Origin of the sequence: Micromonospora sp. DT201 (genome assembly GCF_049841575.1) — a bacterium.
Classification (GTDB): Bacteria; Actinomycetota; Actinomycetes; order Mycobacteriales; family Micromonosporaceae; genus Micromonospora.
Map to the genome: position 1 here is coordinate 1 of NZ_JBNCKP010000128.1, position 221 is coordinate 221.

1 protein-coding gene is annotated in these 221 nt (G+C 71.5%); it reads left to right on the forward strand.

The features are described 5' to 3' along the window. The coding region (locus tag ACLQ28_RS34680; protein WP_425690474.1) for a GDP-mannose 4,6-dehydratase at nucleotides 1–221 on the forward strand (221 nt) is incomplete at both ends.

A 221-nucleotide genomic window follows, 5' to 3' on the forward strand; every position in this document is an offset into this window, starting at 1 on the left:
GACCGGTCCATCGCCGGCGCCGCCCCGTTCGTCACCACGAACGTCCTCGGCACCCAGACCCTGCTCGACGCCGCCCTGCGCCACCGCACCGGCCGCTTCGTCCACGTCTCCACCGACGAGGTCTACGGCTCCATCGACGAGGGATCCTGGACCGAAACCTGGCCCCTCGCACCGAACTCCCCCTACTCGGCGTCGAAGGCCGGCTCCGACCTCCTCGCCCT